The organism is Cystobacter fuscus DSM 2262, from assembly GCF_000335475.2.
In the GTDB taxonomy this organism is placed as follows: Bacteria; Myxococcota; Myxococcia; order Myxococcales; family Myxococcaceae; genus Cystobacter; species Cystobacter fuscus.
In genome coordinates, this window is the sequence record NZ_ANAH02000004.1 from 238294 (window position 1) to 253436 (window position 15143).

Here is a 15143-nt window from a genome sequence, read left to right on the forward strand (position 1 = left end):
GGACGCATTAGCCATGCCCGTGAAAAAGCCCCTTGCGCTCTCTACTGTTTTCTTGCTGCCTCTCATCGCTGCCTGCCCGCCTGCTGGCGTGTCTCTGCGTTCTGATGGCAGTCCCGGTCCGGAGAAATGCTCCGAAAAAGCGTTGGAGGTCATGCGCATTCTGCGGATGCGTGTGGGTGACGCCGCTGACGCGCACCTTGACGCGAATCAGATAGATGCAAGTCCCGTCATCGTCTACGACGGTCCGCTTGAAAGCTATTTGACCGAATCGCTGGGTACGCTCGAACCTGGAACTCGCCTTTACGGGCAGGCGTGGACCGGAGGGTTTCAAGTCGTCGTCCGGTACTATGAGGCGCACCCTCCAGATGGCGACAAGGTGCCCATCTGCGCGGTCGCGCGGCTCGGTCGCGGCCAGATGCGGAAGAAGCCTGAGTCCAAGCCGGGGAGCGCCCTCCTCGAACATGGCGCGGTGTCGGTTTTCGTGGTCGATTCGTTCCGGTGAGCGCCCACCCGAGCGCTCCCGGTAGTCGGCTCACCCAAGGTCAGTGAGGATCAGATCCGCCATGGCCCGAGCCTCTCAAGTGGGCCCGCCCGGGGGCAAGTCCCCGCGCGCTCAGCGCACCGGGACGCGCCCGGCGGGCAGGGTGAGGCTCGCGGTGGACGCGGCGCGCGCATCATCCAGGGGAATGCGCACCCACTCGGAGAGGGCGTGGTTGCCCACGTCGTCATAGACCTCGGCGCGCACCTCCAGGGGCCCGTCCGGGAGCGACGCCGTGGACACGTCGCAGGTGTAGGGGGGCTCGTGCGCGTCGCACAGGTAGCGCTCCTCGGTGAGGAACTGCACCCAGGCGCCTCCCCGCGCGTGCTCGACAGTGGCCGACAGCGACAGCGTCCCCGACAGCGGGGAGCCCCCCCCGGACGAGGACACGCGCACCGCGAGCGGCTCGCCCACCGTCACCTTCACCGGCGCCGAGGTGCTCGTGCGTCCCGAGGTGTCATACGCCCGGGCCGTCAGCGTGTGCTCGCCCCGGGCGATGCCCCGGGTGTTCCAGGTGAGCGAGTACACCCCCCCGGGCAAGGAGCCGATGATCCGCAGGTCATCGAGCAGCACGTCCACCCGGGCGATGCGGCGCTCGTCGCGGGCGGGGACGAACACATGCACGTTCCCCCCGAGCACCGCCCCGTCCTCCGGCCAGACGATGCTCACCTCGGCGGCGGGCGGCTCGGCGCCCGGAGCGGACACCGCCTGGAGCAAATCCCTCGCTCCGGACAGTCCCATTGCGAGGACTCCCAGGCAGGACACACCAGCGGCACACCACGACAGGCGGCGGATCATTCGGGGGTTCATCTCGCGTCCCTGAAAGGAGAGGTCAGCGGCGGCAAGACGAAACATACCGAGCGTGTCTGACACTCGAGCCCGCCCCCACGGACCCGATTCACGCGGCCCCGCGGCTCAACGCCGGAGCTGGATCATTTGCAGCAGCCTGTCCTCCCCCTGCTCCTTGGGGACCAGCAGCTCCGTCTGCAGCACGCGGCGCACCTTGGCGTTCTCGATCCACAGGCTGATCTTCCGCGGCTTCTTGCCCTCGGTGCGCTCGAGCAGCTCGACCTTGAAGCAGGGGATCTGCTTCTTCAGGTTGCCCAGGCCCGAGACCACGCCCGCGAAGGGGACGGAGATCTCCCAGGTGGTGACGGGCTTGCCCGTGTCCAGCCCCTCCGGCTCGAGCACCTCGAGGCTTCCGGTGAACCCCTGCCCCAGGGGCAGCGTGGCCAGGGAGAGCTCCAGCGGAGCGCCCGGGAACAGCAGCGGCTTGTCGCCCACGGGCTGATCGAACTTCGCCGGGGAGGCGCCCTTGCGCTCGCCACGCAGCGCTCCGTCGACGAGCTCCAGGCGCATCGAGGCCCTGCCGGGAGACAAGCCCTCCCACCGGTAGGGCAGCAGGGTCTTCGCGTCCACCCAATAGCTGTTCTTGACCTTGCCCGCGGGAGTGAGGCCCGCGTCGGTGATGACGAACGCGTCGCGCTTCTTGTCGCGCTTGCGCACGGTGCTGCGCTGGAGGGTGCCCACCGTGAAGCTCCAGGGCAGCACGCCTTCGGGCAGCTTCTCCTGGATGCTTTGGTACTGGAACGCGCCCGGCTTGAGCAGCCGCGCCTGGAGCAACGTCAGCGTGGCGATCGAAACAGGGGACGGGGTAGGGCTCTCCACGGCGGGCGGAGTGGAGGCCACCGCGGGCGGCGGCTGGGTGGGGCTCTCGGCGGCGGGGTTGGAGGCCACCCCGGGAGGGGTCGCCACGGCGGGCGGCGTCACCACGGCGGGCGCGGTGGCCACGGGCGGCGCGGACGGCTCCTCCACGCGCAAGGAGTTCACGAAGCGCTGGAGCACCGCCTCGGGGGGAAGCGCCTCGCCGCCCACCTCGATGTCCACGAGCTGCGCGCCGACGAGCACCAGCCTCCCCGCCGCCTGGTACGTCGAGCCATCGATGGACTCGAACCGGTAGTCGAGCGCGGGGAAGCTCCCCACGAGCAGGGGCTCCTGGCGCTTGATCTCGAAGCCTCCCTCCTCCGCGTTCCGGTCCAGCTGGTGCTGGAGGTACGCGGACGGCGTGCCCTCGACCTGCGCCTTGCCGTACGACACGCGCAGGAGCCACTCGTCCGTGGGGTCCGCATAGCGGCAGTCCGGCAGCTCGGAGTTCGCGTCGCACGTGGGCTCGGCGGGGAACTCGATGCTGAAGCGTCCTCCCGAGGGACTCACCCGCCGGGCCGACGTCTCGGAGGAGGGTTCGGAGGGAGCGGCCGCGCAGCACAGGATGGACAGGCCCATCGACACACCCGCGTGTGCCAGGCCTCGCCAGGAAGAAATGAGCATGAGCCGGAGGTCTATCATGGCCCGCCCCCCGCCCGCCCGCCGGGGCCCTGGCGCCACTCCTCCCGACGTGCCAGGGAAGGTGACACGAGGTCTTCCCGGAGGTGGACATCACCCTCCGCGCCCATGTAATCCGGAGGTGCGGTTGCGTCATCCCCCCGTCCCGCTCCCCATGCCCGATCGCAACATCCACGAAGAGGCCGTCACGGCATGGCGCGCGGGCTGGGCGGGGAGCCTGGCGCAAACCGCCTTGTTGGACCTCTTCGAGCGCGCCCTGGATGCGCTCTGGCAGCGCGCGCACATGAGCTTGGGCGAGATGACCCTGATGGCCATCGTGGATCGGGTGCTCCACCAGGGCGGCGAGAAGTACCCCCACCTCGCTCAGCTCAAGGTCGAGACGAGCGGGGTGCACTTCGGAGAGCTGCGGCATTCCGCCCAGGAGCTCGATCGCGTGATGCTCGAGGAGTCGCTCGTGTTCCTGGTGTACGAGTTGCTGCGGGTGTTCGGTTCGCTCACGGGAGAGATCCTCACCCCGGGCCTCCACGCGGAGTTGCACAAGGTGCGGGTGCCAGCGTCGCAGGGAGGGAAGCCATGAGCGGGCCCACGGAGCCCTTTTCGCTGCCCCGGCTGGAGACGGGCATTTCCAACCTGGATGCCATCTTCCACGGCGGCATGCCCAAGGGCGTCATCTCCGTCATCGCCGGCCCCCCGGGCTCGGGCAAGACGACCCTCGTCCAGCAGATGTGCTTCCACCACGCCGCCCAGGGGGGCCGCGTCCTCTACTTCAACACCCTCTCCGAGCCCACCGCCAAGACGCTGCTCTACCTGCGGCCCTTCACCTTCTTCGATCCCAAGCTGCTCGAGGAGCGCATCCGCTTCATCGACCTCGGCCTGAGCCTGCGCACCAAGGGGCTGGAGCTCACGACCAACCTGCTCATCGAACAGCTCAAGCTGTTCAAGCCCACGATGGTGGTCATCGACAGCTTCAAGGTCTTCGATGACCTGGCCCGCTCGTCCGAGGAGCTGCGCAAGTTCACCTACGAGCTCACCGTGCGGCTGATGGCCTGGGAGTGCACCACCTTCCTGCTCGGCGAGTACAGCTCCGAGCACTTCGAGCACCCGGCCTACTCCGCCATCGACGGCATCATCACCGTCAAGCAGGAGCAGCGCTCGGGCGAGCGGCAACGGCTGCTGCAGATCGTCAAGATGCGCGGCACCTCGCACAGCCACGAGGAGCACCCCTTCGTCATCACCTCGGCGGGTGTCGAGGTGTACGCGCCGAGCATCACCCTGCGGCGCATGCGCCACTCCGCGGCGGGCGCGGAGGGCACCCAGCGGATGAAGACGGGCATCTCCAAGCTCGATGCGCTCCTGGGCAAGGGCATTCCGCTGGGCTCGAGCATCATCGTGTCGGGCGTGTCGGGCACCGGCAAGACGGTGCTGGGGCTGGAGTTCCTCTACCGGGGCGCCCGGGAGCAGAACCAGAAGGGCCTCTTCCTCTCCTTCGAGGAGACCGAGACGCGCCTGCGCGACACCGCCCGGGGGCTGGGCTGGGAGCTGGACCGGGAGATCGACCGGGGCATGGTGCAGATCGTCTTCATCCCCCAGCCCGACATCCTCGTGGACCGGGACATCCTGGAGCTGCAGCGACGCGTGGAGACGTTCGGCGCCCAGCGCGTGGTGGTCGACTCCATGTCCGTCTTCCTCCACAAGCTCGAGGAGCGGAGCGTCACCCGGGACAAGGTGTTCTGGCTGACCAACATCATCCAGAACCAGAACGCGGTGGGCTTCTTCGCCAACGACATCCCCGCGGGCACGCAGCAGCACAGCCGCTTCGGGGTGGAGGAGACGGTGATGGACGGGCTCATCCTCCTGTGGTCGGAGGCCCAGGGGCTCGAGCGCCACCGCTATCTCGAGGTCCACAAGCTGCGCAACACCGCTCACGCCTCCGGCCGGCACTCCATCACCATCGGCCCCGGGGGCATGCAGGTCTTCCCTCGACTGGACGAAGTGCCCCGCCTGGACGCGCCCTTCTCGCCGCGCGACGAGCGGGTGTCCACGGGGGTGCCCCAGCTCGACGAGCTGCTCGGCGGAGGGCTGCTGGACGGCAGCGTCACCCTCTTGTCCGGCAGCCCCGGCACCGGCAAGAGCACCCTGGGCATCCAGTTCGTGCTCGAGGCGGCGCGCAGCCAGAAGCGCGCGCTCTACATCACCCTCGAGGAGGGTCCCCATCAGCTCGTCCGCGGCGCCGAGTCCCTCGGGCTGCCCCTGGGCGAGGCCGTCAAGGCCGGCGAGGTGGAGATCCTCTACCTGCCGCGCGAGCACCTGCACGCCTCGCGCTTCCTGAGCATGGTGGAGCAGAAGATCCACGAGCTGCGGCCCACCCGCCTGGTGCTCGACAGCGCGAGCGACATCGAGGTGCTCGGGTTCATCTCCGAGGAGCTGCGGCGGCTGCTCTACGGGCTGGTGCTGCGCCTGCGCACGCTCGGGGTGACGAGCCTCTTCACCGTCGAGGCCCGCTCGCTCTTCGTCTCCGACACCATCAGCGAGCGTGGCCTGTCGCCGCTGGCCGACAACATCTTCATGCTGCGCTACCTCCAGGACGATGGAGGGCTCATGCCGGTGCTCACGGTGGTGAAGACCCGGGGCAGTGCCCATGTCCGCTCCAGCCACCGCATCCTCATCGAGCAGGGCGGCTTCAAGCTGGGTGGCCAGATCGAAACGCCGGTCCCATTTTCAGGGCAGAAGAAGAAGCGTCACCTGGGCATCAAGTGGCGACGCCACGAGTAGGGTCCACGCCAGGAGTCACCCCATGGTGGAATCGAGCCCAAGCCCCCAGATTTCACCCGGCGACTCCCCCGAGACGGCCTGGAGGGCCGCCCGGCCCGGCACGCCCTCCTTCCGCGAGCTGGAGCACGCCTGGCGACACGTCGGCTACCTCTACGAAATCAGCAAGCTGCTCAGCGGCTTCGACACCGCGGAGCACACGCTCCCCCGGTTGATGACGCTGGCCACCCAGGTGCTGCCCGTGCGCACCGCCCTCCTGTTCGAGGGCGTGGATGGCAAGGGGGAGGCCTGCCTGGAGCGCCCCCGGCTGACGGCCTGGCGGGCGTCCGATGTGCCGGACACGCAGTGGCTCCGCGCCATGGAGCAGGGAACCACCAGCTATGCGTACCTGGTGGGGGTGAGCGGGGTGAGGCCCGAGGTCGTCACGGCGGGCGAGCCGGGCGCACCGAGGGCCGGGGACGTCCTGGCGCTCGCGCCCCGTGGCGCGACCCCGACGCTCGTCAGCCTGCCGCTGGTGGCCAAGGGCCGCGCCTTCGGCACGCTCCAGATGGAGGTGATGGGGGTGCTGGCCGAGGAGGGGCTCGCGTTCATCGACGCGGTGACCAACCAGCTCGCCACGGCCCTGGACCGCGCCCACGCGCTGCGGCGCGAGGTGTGCCAGCGCGAGCGGGCGGAAGCGAGCGAGCGTGCCCAGCGCGAGCTCTTGGAGCGTGAGCAGCAGGCGCACCGGGAGCTGGAGAAGGCCCACCGGCGCCAGGCCTTCCTCGCCGAGGCGGGCGCGCTGCTGACCCAATCCCTCGACTACCGCGTGTCGCTGTCCGCGGTGGCGCGCCTGCTGGTGCCCACCTGGGCCGACTGCTGCGTCATCGACCTGTTCACCCGTGACACCAAGGACTCGTGCGGCACCGAGCGCGTCGCCCTGGTGGTCACCGAGCCGCCCGGGCCGGCCTCGGCGGGCACGTCCTTCGTCTCCCGGGCCTTCACGGACCACCCCTGGGTGGCCCTGTCGCCGAGCCCCGAGCGCCTGACGGAGCAGAGCTCGGCGGTGGAGCGGGCCGAGTGGGCCGGGTTTCCCTCCAACCTGCGCCTGCGCATCCAGGTGCGCGGCCACACGCTCGGGGTGGTGAGCCTCATCGCCGCCGGGCCCGGGCGCCATGACGCCGCCGACGTCGCGCTCTTCGAGGCGCTCGTGCAACGCATCGCCGCGGCGGTGGACACCGCGCACCTGTACGAGAAGGCCCAGGAGGCGGTGCGCTGGCGCGACGAGCTGCTCGCCGTCGTCTCCCACGACATCAAGACGCCGCTGCTCGTGGTGAAGCTCAACGCGGAGCTCCTCCTCAAGGCCGCCCACGAGGGCGAGCCGCACCCGCGCCAGGAGCGCCTGATGGAGTCCATCCTCCACTCGGCGGACCACATGAGGGATTTGATCGCGGGGCTGTTGGATCGCTCGCGCCTGCAGGGCGGGCCCGTGCCGCTCACCCTCCAGCCGCTGCCGGTGAAGGCGATCATCGAGCAGGCGCTGCAGGTGCTCGAGCCGCTCGCCCAGAGCAGGACCCTGAAGCTGAAGGTGGCGGTGAGCCCGGAGGCGCGGCCCGTGAAGGCCGACCGGGAGCGGGTGCTGCAAATCATCAGCAACCTGGTGGGCAACGCGCTCAAGTTCACGCCCCCGGGGGGCACCATCACCGTGAGGGCCAAGCCAGTGGACGGGATGGTGCGCTTCTCGGTGAAGGACAACGGGCCGGGCATCTCCCCCACGGACGTGCCGCACCTCTTCGAGCGCTTCTGGCGCTCGGCCAGCGCGTCCGAGCGGGGAACAGGGCTGGGGTTGAACATCGTGAAGACGCTGGTGGAGGCGCACGGCGGCACCGTCTGGGTGGAGTCGCAGCTCGGCGCGGGCAGCACCTTCTTCTTCACCCTGCCCGTGGCCGACTGAGGGCGTGGGCCACGGCGCTCACTGCCGCCCCAGCTCCCGGTCCCACGCGTACAGTTGGCCATTCACCGTGAAGCGGTAGGCGCTGGAGATGTCCTCCCAGTCGTCCGTGCGGAGCGCGTCGAGGCGCTCGCGCAGGAAGTCCGGGTCGTTGAACTCCTCGCGGTGTTGGAGATCGGTGTTCATCCGCACCACGCTGGGAATCACCCGGAGCACGGCCTGCGTGCACTCCTCCCGAGTCGCACGAGCCATGCGCTCCACCGTCAGCGCCAGGTGCTCGCGCACCGAGGCAGCGCCTCCGGGGCACCACGCCTCCAGCGTCATCCCGTAGATGTACGCGATGAGCTCATCGAGCGTGTGGTGGGTGTCGGGCACCCTGTACGCGTAGCGTGGGCCCTGGAGCACGTCCCAGAAGCGCAACAGCGCCGCGAACCGCTCGGCCATGCGCTGCGCGCTGCGCAACGGGGGAGGAGACACGGCATGGTAGAGCGCGCCCCACGGGGTGCTCAGACAGAAGGACTCGAAGGCCGCCTCCATGCGCTGGCGCTCCTCTTTCGGGACGCCCTCATCCAAGTGGGTGAAGACGTCGATGAACATGTGAATCCGCCAACTCGAGCGGCCCATGAATCCAAACTCGGCCCCCGCGTGCATCACCAGCGGCTCACCGGGCGACACCTGGAGCATCCGCCGGGGCCGGCTGAAGCCACCCGTCTTGAGGTACTCCCGGGCCCATCCTTCGCTCCTGGTCCTCACCTCGCGGCGAATGGAGCCAATAGAACCGTGGAGCATCGCGGGGAACTCGAGCACCGGGGACTGCGGCGTGGTCATGGTCCCGGCCCTACCATGGAGGTCAGGTGCACCTCAAGCACCAGGACCCGCGCTCGCTTCGATGGGGCCAGACGCCGCCCGCTCAGTGGCAGTCCACGGGCAGGTAGACCTGGCCCTGGAAGCCGCTGGGCCATTCGCCCTTTTCATAAGCAGCCCGGATCGCCTGCTCGGCCATCTCGCCGCGCTGTTCTGCTTCTTCCCTGGGCAACGCCTCTTCCTTCTGGGCCGCCCGCTCCTTCCAGGACGCATGGGGCTTCTCGCGCCGGTAGCTCCAGCGGTAGAGCGTCACTCCGGGCTCGGGCGTGCGCCAGGACAATTGCCAGAGTGCTCCTCCATTCTCGAATTCGAGGAAGAGTGCGCCCTCGAAGCCAGTGCCTCCCTTGAGTTTCTTGTCAGGATTGACGGCCTCGTTCAGAGCCGCCAGGTAGCGCCCCGCCTGTTCTCTGCCTTCCTCGCGCCCTTCCTCATTGTCTGGCTTGACCTCGAAGAGCACCAAGGCGTTTGTATCGGTGATGTCCGGGCGCAGGAGTCTAACGAACTTCGAGAGACGCTTGGGGTCTCCCAACTTCCCGTTCTTCATGATGGTGGAGAGATCAATGGTGTCGAGGAAGACGGTGTTGGTGGGGTACTGCACGAGGTACTGCATGCCAATGGTGAAGTGTGCGGCCTTGCCAAGAAAAGCGTCCCAGGGTTCCCTGGAGTCTGGCTTGCGGCCCGGGAGCTTGAAGGAAGGAGGCTCCGCCTGGGCGCCGAGGGCCACCACGAGCACCAGGAGAAAACCCATCAGCCTCCAGTTGTACCAACTCCTGCCTCCATGCGTCTTCACGTGCACCCCGCGTCTCCCGTCTCGGTGTCTGCTTTCGGAGGGAACCAGAAAGGGCTGACATGCCGAGGACCGTAAAGCCGAGCGCGGCGGCGCTCACTGCTGCGCCAGCGCCCGGTCCCACGCGTACAGCGCCCCGTTCACCGAGAAGCGGTAGGCGCTGGAAAGAGACTCGAACTCCTCTGGGCGGAGCGCGTCGAGGCGCTCACGCAGGAAGTCCGGGTCGCTGAGCACCTCGCGGTGCTTGAGATCGGCGTTGGCCCGCATCAGGACGGGGAGCACCCGGAGCACGGCCTCCATACACTCCTCTCGGGTCGCACGAGCCATGCGCTCCACCGTCAGCGTCAGGTGCTCGCGCACCGAGGCAGCGCCTCCGGGGCACCACGCCTCCAGCGTCATTCCGTAGATGTCCTCCACCAGTTCCTCCAGCGTGTACTTCCGATCAAACCAGAACGCGTAGCGCGGGCCCTGGAGCACGTCCCAGAAGCGCAGCAGCGCCGCGAGCTGTCTGGCCATGCGCTGCGCGCTCCGCGGAGGGGAAGGAGACACGGCATGGTAGAGCGCACCCCACGGGGTGCTCAGGCAGAAGGACTCGAAGGCCTCCCGCGCGCGCTCGGACTCTGCGTCCGGCACGCCCTCGTCCAAGTGCATGAAGACGTCGGAGAACAGGTGCACCCGCCAGCGGGGGTGGGGGATGATGTCGAAATCGCCCCCCGAGTGAACGATCACCACCTCACCGGGCGGCACCTGGCGCATCCGCCGGGGCTGGCTGAAGGCACCGGTCATGACGTACTCCCGAGCCCATTCCTGGCCCTTGGCGCTCACCTTGCGAAGGATGGCGCCGGTACGGCCGTGGAGCATCACGGGGAACTCGAGCACCGGGGACTGCGGCGTGGTCATGGTCCCGGCCCTACCATGGAGGTCAGGTACACCTCAAGCACCAGGACCCGCGCTCGCGCCCAAGATGCCAGACGCCTCCCGCCCGCTCAGTGGCAGTCCACGGGCAGGTAGACCTGGCCATGGAAGCCGCTGGGCCATTCGCCCTTTTCATAGGCAGCCCGGATCGCCTGCTCGGCCATCTCGCCGCGCTGTTCTGCTTCTTCCCTGGGCAACGCCTCTTCCTTCTGGGCCGCCCGCTCCTTCCAGGACGCATGGGGCTTCTCGCGCCGGTAGCTCCAGCGGTAGAGCGTCACTCCGGGCTCGGGCGTGCGCCAGGACAATTGCCAGAGTGCTCCTCCGTTCTCGAATTCGAGGAGGAGTGAGCCCTCGAAGCCAGTGCCTCCCTTGAGTTTCTTGTCGGGATTGACGGCCTCGTTCAGAGCCGCCAGGTAGCGCCCCACCTGTTCTCTGCCTTCCTCGCGCCCTTCCTCATTGTCTGGCTTGATCTCGAAGAGTACGAGGGCGCTCGTATCGGTGATGTCCGGGCGCAGGAGCCTGACGAACTTCGAGAGACGCTTGGGATTGCCCAACTTCCCCTCTCCCACAATGGTGGAGAGATCGTCGGGATCGAGGAAGACGGTTCTGGAGGGGTACTGCACGAGGTACTGCTTGCCAATAGCAAGGTGCGCAGCCTTGCCAAGAAAAGCGTCCCAGGGCTCCCGGGAGTCTGGCTTGCGGCCCGGGAGCTTGAAGGAAGGAGGCTCCGCCTGGGCGCCGAGGGCCAGTACGAGCACCAGGAGAAAACCCGCCAGCCTCCAGCCATACCGCCGCCTGCTTCCACACTCCGTCATGTCCACCCCGCGCCTCCCTTCTCGGTGTCAGGATTCGAGGGAAACAGAAAGGGCTGACATGCCGAGGACGATGACGCCGGGCGCGGCGGCGCTCAGTGCCGCCTCAGCGCCCGGTCCCACGCGAACAGCTGTCCATTCACCGAGTAGCGGTAGGCACTGGAGATGTCCTCGAAGTCCTCTGGGCGGAGCGCGTCGAGGCGCTCGCGCAGGAAGTCCGGGTCGTTGAACTCCTCGCGGTGCTGGAGGTCGATGTCCATCCGCACCACGCTGGGAATCACCCGGAGCACAGCCTCCGTGCACTCCTCCCGGGTGGCGCGCGCCATGCGCTCCACCGTCAGCGTCAGGTGCTCGCGCACCGAGGCAGCGCCTCCGGGGCACCACGCCTCCAGCGTCTCGCGGTAGATGTACGCGATGAGCTCATCGAGCGTGTGGTGGGTGTCGAGCGCCCTAGACGCGTAGCGTGGGCCCTGGAGCACGTCCCAGAAGCGCAGCAGCGCCGCGAACCGCTCGGCCATGCGCTGCGCGCTGCGCAACGGGGGAGGAGACACGGCATGGTAGAGCGCGCCCCACGGGGTGCTCAGGCAGAAGGACTCGAAGGCCTCCCGCGCGCGCGGGTACTCCGCTTCTGGCACGCCATCGTTCAGGTGCATGAAGACATCGACGAACATGCGAATCCGCCAGCGCGGGCGGGAGGTGACGTCGAACACGGCTCCCGAGTGCACCTCCAGAAGCTCGCCGGGCGGAACCTGGAGCATCCGCCGAGGCAGGGTAAAGCCACCGGTCTCGAGGTACTCCCGGGCCCACCTGCGGCCCTCGGCGCTCACCTGGCGGCGAACGGCGCCGATAGAACCATGGAGCATCGCGGGGAACTCGAGCACCGGGGACTGCGGCGTGGTCATGGTCCCGGCCCTACCATGGAGGTCAGGTGCGCCTCAAGCGCCAGGGGACCCGTGCCCGCGTCCACACTCCTTCTTGTCCACCCCGCGCCTCCCGTCCTGTCGAGCACGGGAGGCGGGGCGCTTCGGGAAGCAAGCGCCTAGAAGAGGAAGTCGGTGGTGAGGAAGTCCGACTCGCGGCGCGTGAGGATGGACTGCACGAGCGTGGTGTTCTCCTTCGTCGTCTTCGCCGCCACGAGCGTGCGGATGGAGAACACGCGCAGCGCGTCCGCCACCGACAACGTGCCCTCCGCCGAGTCCTTGCGCCCGTTGAAGGGGAACGTGTCCGGCCCGCGCTGGCACTGGCAGTTGAGGTTGATGCGGCCCACCTGGTTGGCGAACGCGTCGATGAACCGCCCGATGCGCGCCGAGTCCTGCCCGAACAGGCTCAACTGCTGCCCGAACTGCGACTCGACCACGTAGCGCACCGCCTCCTCGTCCTCGTCGAACACCATCACCGGAATCACCGGGCCGAACTGCTCCTCCGTCGCCAGCCGCATGTCCCGCGTCACCGGGTACACCACCGCCGGGAAGAAGAAGCTCTGGTTCACCTTCCCCCCCAGCTCGTTCACCACCTTCGCCCCCTTGCTCACCGCGTCGTCCACCAGACCGCGCAGGTAGTCCGTCTTCCCCGGCTCGGGCAGCGGCGTGAGCGCCACCCCCGGCGTCCACGGCATCCCCGGCTTGAGCTTGTCCACCGCCGCGCTGAAGCGCTCGAGGAAGGGTTTCACCACCTTGCGGTGCACCAGCAGCACCTTGAGCGCCGTGCACCGCTGCCCGTTGAAGGACAGCGTGCCCGTGATGCACTCCTTCACCGTGTTGTCGAGGTCCGCGTCGTCCAGGATGATCGCCGGGTTCTTCGCGTCCAGCCCCAGCACGGACTTGAGGCGGTGCGGATGCGGGTGCATGCGCTTGAGTTCGCTCGCGCCCTTGTTCGTCCCGATGAACGCGAACAGGTCCACCTCGCCGCTCTCCATCAGCGCGCCCACCGTCTCGCGGCCCCGGCCGTAGATGATGTTGATGACGCCCGGCGGGAAGCAGTCGCGGAACGCCTCGAGCAGCGGACGCACCAGCAGCACGCCGAACTTCGCCGGCTTGAAGATGACCGCGTTGCCCATCAGCAGCGCGGGAAACAGCGTGCTGAAGGTCTCGTTCAGCGGGTAGTTGTACGGCCCCATGCACAGCGCCACGCCAATGGGCGCCCGGCGGATCTGCGCCATGATGCCCTGCTCCTGCACGAAGCGCGACGAGGTGCGGTCCAACTCCTTGAGCGCGCGGATCGTCTCGACGATGAGATCAATCGTCCGGTCGAACTCCTTCTCCGAGTCGCCCTGCGTCTTGCCGATCTCCCACATCAAGAGGTTCACCACCGCGGTGCGCTGGGCGCGCATGGCCACGAGGAAGCGCTCGACGTGCTCGATGCGCTCGGCCACGCGCATGCTCGGCCACACGCCCCGGCCATGGTCATACGCCTTCACCGCCGCCCGCAGCGCCTCGAGCGACTCCTGGGAGGTGAGCAGCGGCGTGGCGCCAATCACCTTCTGCTCCACGCCCCGTGCCGTCTTCACGAACACCGGGCTGCGCACCGGGTTGAGCTCTCCCCCCCACATGCGCAGCTCGCCCCCGATGAGGTACTCGCGCTGCTCCACGTACGCGGGCAGCCGCACGCTGGCGGGAATCTGTTCTTCGGAGGGAAAGAGCTCTTCGAGGGAAGTCATGGGGAATCCTTTCTTGCGCCACTATCTACGACCCGGCCCGCTCGCGCGCTCCTCAACTTGAGCCCGTCCAGGCCGCCCTGTCCCCACCGGCCCTACCCCGCCCCCCGGCTCCGATGCCACGGGAGATTTCCGCCCGTCCCCTTGGACCCCCAAGCAGGGCGACGAGCGGTGCAGCAGGTGGAGGCGGCGCTGGCCCAGGCCGAGGCCCGGCGGGACATCGCCCGGTTGAACCTGGAGCGCGCCACCGTCACGGCGCTGGCGAATGGGAGGGTGACCGCCTGGAGCCGCACCCCGGGGACTCCATCTCCGCGGGCCGGCAGATGCTGGCGCTGGCTCGTTCCACGTGGAGGGATGCTTCGAGGAGACGAAGCTGCCGGGGAGCCACATCGGGGATCCGGTCTCCATCCAGCTCATGAGGGAACGGCAGCCGTTGAGGGGGCACGTGGAGAGCATCGCCACGGGCATCGAGGATCGGGGCTACTCGGAGTCGTCCTTCCATTCATCCGCATCCATCTCCTCCGGGAGGGGTGCGACCATGAAGGCCAGCCTCCCTGGCAATCGAACGACCATGAAGCCCTTGCCGTCGATCTTCACCCGCTCGGACTCCTCGGCCTTTCCACTGGCGAGCCAGGTGTCCGCTTCTTCTCGCGTGGCGAACTCATGGGAGACCTTGAGTTTGAACGAGGGATCGAAGAAGTGCTTGTAGTAGCTGACGAAGTCATCCTCGCTTCTGCGATGACGGGTGTAGAGCAACGCAATCTGTGCGAGCTCGATGACATCCCTCTCTTTCGAGCCCTCCGCCTGCTTCTCGGCGATGGAGTTCAGGATGCCGACGATGTCATCGAGATCGAATTCAGGAATGTAGGCCATTCAGGCACCCAGTCTTCTTGCATCGGTTCACAGGGGAGCCAGCACCAGCGCACCACCCATGATGACAACGGCGTAAGGAGCGGCCATCACAGCGCCCACGATGACGACGGTTCCAATGACTACTTCGGTCTTGTGTTCCCGGAGCCAGCCAAGAGCGGCGTCCATGGTTGGGAAATGAAGCGCCTCCTTCCGTGACTCCTGCCGCTCCAGCTCCTCCTGCTCCTTGATGCACTGCATGAACACCTGGAGGCACTGACTCGTGCAGTGTTCATGGTGCTGATCGGAGCCCTTCGGGATGCTGGGAACCTTGGGCTTCCGCCTCCAGCACTTCTGGAAACATTGTTTTTCCAATTCATTGCAGTAAGCCTCGGCGCCCGCGCCGCCCGTTCCGCTCCCGGCGTTGGAGCCCACTCCGCTCGCGTCCTCGGAAATGACGTGGACCTGCCGCTCGGGTGACTGCGTGTGGGCACAGCCGAGGCTCGCCATCGCTACCAGCAGGGCCATCCCTCCCGTCACAGCCGCCAGGTGCATGACCGCCCCTCCTCGTGCAGTGCCACCGGAATTGCCAACACTCCCGAGGAAGGCTACACGGGCGCCGGAGCACACGGAATCGCCCCTCGGACATAGGGGTCCTCCAGTCAACGGACAACGAGAACAAC

14 protein-coding genes and 1 pseudogene are annotated in these 15143 nt (G+C 67.9%); 5 read left to right on the forward strand and 10 right to left on the reverse strand.

What is annotated here, in order from left to right; genetic code table 11:
- The first annotated feature begins 13 nt into the window (after positions 1 to 13).
- Positions 14 to 502 (forward strand): hypothetical protein, encoded by a 489-nt coding sequence (locus D187_RS05590; RefSeq protein WP_051256224.1) that lies wholly within the window; start codon positions 14 to 16, stop codon positions 500 to 502.
- Positions 503 to 613: 111 nt separating this feature from the next.
- Here the strand turns inward: D187_RS05590 and D187_RS05595 are convergent, their stop codons facing one another.
- Together D187_RS05595 and D187_RS05600 are read right to left on the reverse strand one after the other, a co-directional pair.
- Positions 614 to 1279: an Ig-like domain-containing protein gene (locus D187_RS05595; RefSeq protein WP_002621332.1), complete on the reverse strand. Its 666-nt coding sequence runs from the start codon at positions 1277 to 1279 to the stop codon at positions 614 to 616.
- A 174-nt stretch (positions 1280 to 1453) separates the two neighbouring features.
- Positions 1454 to 2866, reverse strand: a complete 1413-nt coding sequence (locus tag D187_RS05600; RefSeq protein ID WP_020917803.1) for a hypothetical protein — start codon at positions 2864 to 2866, stop codon at positions 1454 to 1456.
- A gap of 142 nt (positions 2867 to 3008) precedes the next feature.
- Here D187_RS05600 and D187_RS56310 point away from each other — a divergent pair, with 142 nt between their 5' ends.
- From D187_RS56310 to D187_RS53640, 3 genes are read left to right on the forward strand one after another with little or no spacing between them, the layout of a single operon-like run.
- The gene (locus D187_RS56310) at positions 3009 to 3458 is read left to right on the forward strand and encodes a hypothetical protein (RefSeq protein ID WP_162159619.1); all 450 of its coding nucleotides are present in this window, start codon (positions 3009 to 3011) and stop codon (positions 3456 to 3458) included.
- A complete protein-coding gene (locus D187_RS05610; RefSeq protein ID WP_002621336.1) occupies positions 3455 to 5653 on the forward strand; it encodes a DUF7125 family protein in 2199 nt (732 codons plus the stop codon). Before D187_RS56310 ends, D187_RS05610 begins: the two co-directional genes overlap by 4 nt.
- Before the next feature lie 22 nt (positions 5654 to 5675).
- Positions 5676 to 7583 carry a GAF domain-containing sensor histidine kinase gene (locus tag D187_RS53640; protein ID WP_002621337.1) on the forward strand — a complete coding sequence of 636 codons (1908 nt, stop codon included), beginning with the start codon at positions 5676 to 5678 and terminating at the stop codon, positions 7581 to 7583.
- Positions 7584 to 7601: 18 nt separating this feature from the next.
- Here D187_RS53640 and D187_RS05620 read toward each other — a convergent pair whose 3' ends face one another.
- The 6 genes from D187_RS05620 to D187_RS05645 all read right to left on the reverse strand — a co-directional run bounded on the left by D187_RS05620 (position 7602) and on the right by D187_RS05645 (position 13614).
- Entirely contained in the window at positions 7602 to 8408 is an 807-nt protein-coding gene (locus D187_RS05620; RefSeq protein ID WP_002621338.1) for a hypothetical protein, read from the reverse strand.
- A gap of 82 nt (positions 8409 to 8490) precedes the next feature.
- Positions 8491 to 9234, reverse strand: coding sequence for a hypothetical protein (locus D187_RS05625; RefSeq protein WP_245591617.1), 744 nt, complete (start codon positions 9232 to 9234; stop codon positions 8491 to 8493).
- A gap of 93 nt (positions 9235 to 9327) precedes the next feature.
- On the reverse strand, positions 9328 to 10131 hold the full coding sequence (locus tag D187_RS05630) for a hypothetical protein (RefSeq protein ID WP_002621340.1): 804 nt from the start codon (positions 10129 to 10131) through the stop codon (positions 9328 to 9330).
- Positions 10132 to 10217: 86 nt separating this feature from the next.
- Complete coding sequence (locus D187_RS05635) at positions 10218 to 10961, reverse strand: hypothetical protein (protein ID WP_155893188.1); 744 nt, start codon at positions 10959 to 10961, stop codon at positions 10218 to 10220.
- A gap of 92 nt (positions 10962 to 11053) precedes the next feature.
- Entirely contained in the window at positions 11054 to 11860 is an 807-nt protein-coding gene (locus D187_RS05640) for a hypothetical protein (protein WP_002621342.1), read from the reverse strand.
- A 137-nt stretch (positions 11861 to 11997) separates the two neighbouring features.
- Positions 11998 to 13614: an NADP-dependent glyceraldehyde-3-phosphate dehydrogenase gene (locus tag D187_RS05645; protein WP_002621343.1), complete on the reverse strand. Its 1617-nt coding sequence runs from the start codon at positions 13612 to 13614 to the stop codon at positions 11998 to 12000.
- Positions 13615 to 13957: 343 nt separating this feature from the next.
- Here D187_RS05645 and D187_RS59690 point away from each other — a divergent pair.
- A pseudogene (locus tag D187_RS59690) lies at positions 13958 to 14044 on the forward strand (hypothetical protein); the annotation flags it as partial.
- 47 nt (positions 14045 to 14091) lie between these two features.
- On the opposite strand, the gene D187_RS05650 reads toward D187_RS59690, so the two are convergent.
- On the reverse strand, positions 14092 to 14484 hold the full coding sequence (locus D187_RS05650) for a hypothetical protein (RefSeq protein ID WP_002621344.1): 393 nt from the start codon (positions 14482 to 14484) through the stop codon (positions 14092 to 14094).
- Positions 14485 to 14511: 27 nt separating this feature from the next.
- On the reverse strand, positions 14512 to 15015 hold the full coding sequence (locus D187_RS05655) for a hypothetical protein (RefSeq protein ID WP_002621345.1): 504 nt from the start codon (positions 15013 to 15015) through the stop codon (positions 14512 to 14514).
- Positions 15016 to 15143: the final 128 nt, after the last annotated feature.